The 5,722-nt window shown below is 60.2% G+C and carries 7 protein-coding genes; all 7 read left to right on the forward strand.

Annotation, left to right across the window (positions count from 1 at the left end):
* The first annotated feature begins 254 nt into the window (after positions 1-254).
* Positions 255-1,520, forward strand: coding sequence for a cytosine deaminase (locus tag AACR77_RS00260; RefSeq protein ID WP_042879055.1), 1,266 nt, complete (start codon positions 255-257; stop codon positions 1,518-1,520).
* An 87-nt stretch (positions 1,521-1,607) separates the two neighbouring features.
* Positions 1,608-1,985 carry a fluoride efflux transporter CrcB gene (gene crcB, locus AACR77_RS00265; protein ID WP_010672354.1) on the forward strand — a complete coding sequence of 126 codons (378 nt, stop codon included), beginning with the start codon at positions 1,608-1,610 and terminating at the stop codon, positions 1,983-1,985.
* 65 nt (positions 1,986-2,050) lie between these two features.
* Positions 2,051-2,803, forward strand: coding sequence for a bifunctional demethylmenaquinone methyltransferase/2-methoxy-6-polyprenyl-1,4-benzoquinol methylase UbiE (ubiE, locus tag AACR77_RS00270; RefSeq protein ID WP_039041078.1), 753 nt, complete (start codon positions 2,051-2,053; stop codon positions 2,801-2,803).
* An 8-nt stretch (positions 2,804-2,811) separates the two neighbouring features.
* Complete coding sequence (locus AACR77_RS00275; protein ID WP_029313421.1) at positions 2,812-3,420, forward strand: ubiquinone biosynthesis accessory factor UbiJ; 609 nt, start codon at positions 2,812-2,814, stop codon at positions 3,418-3,420.
* On the forward strand, positions 3,420-5,060 hold the full coding sequence (ubiB, locus tag AACR77_RS00280) for a ubiquinone biosynthesis regulatory protein kinase UbiB (RefSeq protein ID WP_042879057.1): 1,641 nt from the start codon (positions 3,420-3,422) through the stop codon (positions 5,058-5,060). The genes AACR77_RS00275 and ubiB overlap by 1 nt, the downstream gene beginning before the upstream one ends.
* A gap of 39 nt (positions 5,061-5,099) precedes the next feature.
* Positions 5,100-5,348, forward strand: coding sequence for a Sec-independent protein translocase subunit TatA (gene tatA, locus AACR77_RS00285; protein ID WP_010672358.1), 249 nt, complete (start codon positions 5,100-5,102; stop codon positions 5,346-5,348).
* A gap of 3 nt (positions 5,349-5,351) precedes the next feature.
* Positions 5,352-5,722, forward strand: a 371-nt coding sequence (tatB, locus tag AACR77_RS00290; RefSeq protein WP_156133345.1) for a Sec-independent protein translocase protein TatB, incomplete at its 3' end; no start/stop codon positions are given.

Here is a 5,722-nt window from a genome sequence, read left to right on the forward strand (position 1 = left end):
AAGGATGAGGTCCCCAGTTCGATTCTGGGTATCAGCACCATTAAATAAGAAAGCCTCCCAATCGGGAGGCTTTTTTGTATCTGCTTTTCAGGCCATCCATCGCAAATTGCAGTCCTGCAATGTCGCACCTTCTTGTTGCTGACATATCCTCCCTTTCTATCCCGTATGCTTTTCGGGCGGCGCTTCTCTATTAAAGGGATCCGGGCTAAGTTGTGGATTGGCAAAGACAACCACGCTTTCGAAGGGGAAAGAACATGCTGATTAGGAATGTGCGTCTGGCGGGCAGGGAAGGGATGTGGCAAATCCTCTGTCAGGGAGGCGTGATCCGGGCCATTGAGCCCATGAGCACTCAGCTGCTCTCTGCCCGCGAGCTTGATGGTGAGCAAGGCCTTGTCATCCCCCCCTTTATCGAACCGCACATTCACCTCGATACCACCCAGACGGCTGGCGAGCCGAGTTGGAACCTCTCCGGTACCCTGTTCGAGGGGATCGAGCGTTGGGCCGAGCGCAAGGCGCTGCTGACCCATGAGGATGTGAAACAACGCGCCATCCAGACACTGAAATGGCAGATTGCCAACGGCATCCAGTTCGTGCGGACTCACGTGGATGTTTCCGACCCCAATCTGGTCGCCTTGAAGGCGATGCTGGAGGTGCGGGAGGAGATGAAGGAGTGGGTGGAGCTGCAGATAGTGGCCTTCCCGCAGGAGGGGATCCTCTCCTACCCCAATGGCAAGGCGTTACTTGAAGAGGCTCTCAAGCTGGGGGCCGACGTGATAGGCGCCATCCCCCATTTCGAGTTTACCCGGGAGTACGGGGTCGAAAGTCTGCACTACGTCTTCGATCTTGCGGAGAAGTATCAGGTTTTGGTGGATGTGCATTGCGACGAAATCGATGACGAACAGTCCCGTTTTATCGAGACGCTGGCAACCCTGGCCTACGAGCGCGGCATGGGCCATAGGGTGACCGCCAGCCACACCACCGCCATGCACTCCTACAACGGAGCCTATGCCTCGCGGCTGTTCCGGCTGCTCAGGATGGCGGACATCAACTTCGTCGCCAATCCGCTGGTGAACATTCACCTGCAGGGGCGCTTCGACAGCTATCCCAAGCGTCGTGGCATCACCCGGGTGAAGGAGATGCTGGAGGCGAACATCAACGTCTGCTTCGGCCACGACGACGTGTTCGATCCTTGGTATCCCATGGGCACGGCCAACATGTTGCAGGTGCTGCATATGGGGCTCCATGTCTGCCAGATCATGGGCTACGAGCAGATCAACGACAGCCTCAAGTTGATCGGCAGCCACAGCGCCCGCACCCTGAACGTGCAGGATCGCTACGGCATCGAAGTGGGCAAGCCCGCCAACCTGCTGATCCTTCCTGCAGAGAATGGTTTCGATGCGGTGCGCCGCCAAGTGCCGGTACGTTATTCCATCCGTCATGGCAGAGTCATCGCCGATACTCGCCCGGCCGAGACGACCCTCCATCTTGTGAATGCAGAATCGGTAGACTTTCGCCGCTAGGGTCTAGCCGGGTCGATTAATTGCCCGGCTGTCCCCTGCTGCCGACATTTTGCATAATGCCAACCTGACACTCTTGGAGCCTGCTTGATGCAAACCTGGTTATTTGTCGCTGCCGGAGGCGCCTTCGGTGCCTGCCTGCGTTTTGGCATCGCCGAACTGATGGCCTGGCTGCTGGGACGCCACTTTCCCTATGGCACCCTGGTGGTCAACGTGGTCGGTTCCTTCATCATGGGGATTGCCTATGCCCTGATCAGCCATGGTCACGTGGTGGAACACCCGATGAAGCCATTGCTGATGGTGGGTATCCTCGGCGCCCTGACCACCTTCTCCTCCTTTGCCCTCGATACGGTCGTGCTGGCCCAGCAAGGGGCCTATCTGAAGGCGCTGCTCAATATCGGTCTCAATCTGTTCCTCTGTCTGGCCATGGTCGTGCTGGGGATGCAGTTGGTCGCAAGCCGGGTTTGAGGTGTCCGCACGCCATCGGCTCTGGTAAACTGGCGGCCATTCTTTGCTCTATGGGTATTTGAGGGATGTCGGAACAGACTACTACTACGCATTTTGGCTATAAAACCGTGGCAGCGACCGAGAAGGAAACCCTGGTCGCCGGTGTCTTTCATTCGGTAGCGGCCAAGTATGATCTGATGAACGATCTGATGTCGTTCGGCATCCATCGCCTCTGGAAGCGCTTTACCATCGACTGCTCCGGTGTCCGCAAAGGACAGAAGGTGCTGGATCTGGCTGGCGGCACAGGGGATCTGACCGCCAAGTTCTCCCGCATCGTGGGTGAGACCGGTCAGGTGGTCCTGGCGGACATCAACGACTCCATGCTGAAAGTGGGCCGCGACAAACTGCGTAACCTGGGGGTGGCCAACAACGTCTCCTACGTGCAGGCCAATGCCGAGGCGCTCCCGTTCCCTGACAACCATTTCGACGTCATCACCATCGGCTTCGGCCTGCGCAACGTCACCGACAAGGACAAGGCGCTTGCCTCCATGTTCCGGGTGCTCAAGCCGGGTGGCCGCCTGCTGGTGCTGGAGTTCTCCAAGCCGGTGAGCGAAGTGATCGCCAAGCTGTATGATCTCTATTCCTTCAAATTGCTGCCGAAAATGGGCGAAATCGTCGCGAATGACAGCGAAAGTTACAAATACCTGGCGGAATCCATCCGCATGCACCCGGATCAGCAGACCCTGGCAGGCATGATGGAGAATGTCGGGTTCGAACAGGTTGAGTTCTACAACCTGACCCAGGGCGTGGTCGCCCTGCACCGCGGTTACAAGTTTTAAGGTCGCCTATGCCGATGGATGCCATGGTCACCGCGGTGATCGAAACCAGCCTCAACCAGTTGCTGGCCTTGGACAAACAGAGCCCGGAGCGGTTGCGCAAGCTGACGGGCAAGGTACTCAAACTGGAGCTGCGCGAGCTCAAGCCGCTCTGGTTTGTCTTCTCGGAGCGCCGTCTGGATGTGCTGGCCAGGTTTGAAGGGGAGGCGGATGCGGTGCTGAGCCTCTCCCTGACCGCCCTCGGTCTGCTCAAGGAGCCTTCCGCCCTGACCCGCTACATCCGCGAGGAGAAGCTGGACCTGAGCGGTGACCCCCAGCTGGTGCAGGCATTCAGCGCCCTGCTTGGCGAGCTCGATATCGACTGGGAAGAGGAGCTGTCCCGCTACACCGGCGATGTGGTGGCCCACACCCTGTGCAGTGGTGCTCGTCAGGCTCGCCGTTTTGTGGGGCGAGAGTTGTGCCGTTCCCAGCGTCAAGTGGCCGAGTATCTGACCGAGGAGGCGAGGCTTGCCCCGGGTCCGCTGGAAGTGGCGAGCTTCAATGACGATGTCGAAGAGCTGGCCCAACAGATGAAGGCGATCGAGTTGCGGCTTGCCCGCCTCGAACAGCAGGTGAGTTGATGACCCCGAAGGAGTTCAAACGCCTCTATCGCATCGTCAGCATCCTGCTGGAACAGGGCATCGACGAGCTGGTGCCCGCTCGTTATCAGCCCTGGCCTGGCCGTCTGGCCCGTCGCAGTCTGTTCTGGCTCAAGAACAAGCAACAAGGCATGAGCCGTGGCGCCCGTATTCGCCTCGCCTTTGAGGCCCTCGGTCCCATCTTCATCAAGTTCGGCCAGATGCTCTCGACCCGCCGAGACCTGCTGCCCCCCGACATTGCCGAAGAGCTGGCCCTGCTGCAGGACAGGGTGCCTCCCTTCTGTGGTCAGGCCGCCCGTCGCCAGATAGAAGAGAGCCTGGGTTGCCCCGTCGAGACCCTGTTCGATGAGTTCGACGAGACGCCGCTGGCATCCGCCTCCATCGCCCAGGTGCACACCGCCCGGTTGAAGGAGAACGGCCGCGAGATCGTCATCAAGGTGATCCGTCCCGATATCGAGCCGGTCATCGAGGCCGACCTGCGCCTGATGCAGGCCCTGGCCCGTCTGGTGGCCCGTTTCGTGCCCCAGAGCGGACGACTGCGCCCCGTCGAGGTGGTGGAGGAGTATCGCAAGACCATACTCGACGAGCTCAACCTGATGCGCGAAGCGGCCAATGCCATCCAGCTGCGCCGCAACTTCACCGGCTCCGAGGCGCTCTACGTGCCCGAGGTGTTCACCGAGCACTGCCGCGAGCAGGTGCTGGTGATGGAGCGGATCTACGGCATTCCGGTCTCCGACATTGCGGCGTTGGAAGCCAACGGCACCAACATGAAGCTGCTGGCCGAGCGCGGAGTGGAGGTGTTCTTCACCCAGGTGTTCCGCGACAGCTTCTTCCACGCCGACATGCACCCGGGCAACATCTTCGTCTCTTTCGAACACCCCGAGAATCCGCTCTGGATCGGCATCGACTGCGGCATCGTCGGCACCCTCAACCGGGAAGACAAGCGCTACCTGGCGGAGAACTTCCTCGCCTTCTTCAACCGCGACTACCGCCGTGTGGCCGAGCTGCACGTGGAGTCCGGCTGGGTGCCACCCGATACCAAGGTGGACGAGTTCGAGTTCGCCATCCGCACCGTGCTGGAGCCCATCTTCGAGAAACCGCTCTCCGAGATCTCCTTCGGCCACGTGCTGCTCAATCTGTTCAACACCGCCCGTCGATTCAACATGCAGGTGCAGCCGCAGCTGGTGCTGCTGCAAAAGACCCTGCTCTATGTGGAAGGGCTGGGTCGCCAGCTCTATCCCCAGCTGGATTTGTGGCAGACCGCCAAGCCCTACCTGGAGAACTGGATGCACGAGCAGGTCGGCCCCAAGGCGGTGTGGAATGCCATCAAGGAGAAGGCGCCGTTCTGGGCGGAGAAACTGCCGGAGCTGCCGGAGCTGGTCTACGAGACCCTGCGTCAGGCCCGCCATCAGCAGCACCACTTCGACCAGATGTTTGCCGATTTCCGTCGCCACAGTCGCCGTCAGGGGCAGGCTCGCTACCTCTTAGGGGTTGGAGCCAGCCTGCTGCTCGCGGGTGTATTCTTGCTGACCCAGAAACAACACATTGAGTGGGGACAAATCAGCCTCGCCGGCGCCGGGTTATGCTGGCTGCTGGGTTGGTTGCGAACCCGTTCCCATTAAATAACCTGCGCCATCGGGCGCCTATCCGGAGAGAAAGTCATGGGTGGTATCAGTATTTGGCAGTTGTTGATCATCGCAGTCATCGTCGTGCTGTTGTTCGGCACCAAGAAATTGCGCGGTATCGGCGGCGATCTGGGCGCGGCGGTCAAGGGGTTCAAGAAGGCGCTCTCCGATGAGCCGGCCGACACCAAACCCGAGCAGAAAGATGCCGAGTTCCCGACCAAGCAGTTGAACGAGACGGCCAGCAACGCCGAAGCCGCCAAGCAGAAAGACAAAGATCAGGCCTAAGCCATGTTCGACATCGGTTTTTGGGAGCTGGTCGTCATCGGCGTCGTCGCCCTGGTGGTGCTGGGTCCCGAGCGGTTGCCGGTTGCGATCCGCACCGCCAGCCACTGGATAAGGCTGATCCGCAGCACCGCCAACTCGGTCAAGGCCGAGCTGGAACAGGAGCTCAAGTTGCAGGATCTGCACAACGATCTGAAGAAGGCCGAACGGTTGCAGATGAACAACCTGAGCCCCGAGCTGCAGGAGTCCATCGAGCAGTTGAAAGCGGCCGCCCAGTCGGTGAATCGTCCCTATCAGGGGGAGAACGAGATCCGCCCGCCTCGGGAGCCCGCCCAGGCTGAGCCAGCCACTCCGGTGGCGGCCCCGACGCCCACCCC

The sequence above is a fragment of the Aeromonas sp. ZOR0002 genome (assembly GCF_963866995.1).
GTDB classification, from domain to species: domain Bacteria; phylum Pseudomonadota; class Gammaproteobacteria; order Enterobacterales; family Aeromonadaceae; genus Aeromonas; species Aeromonas caviae.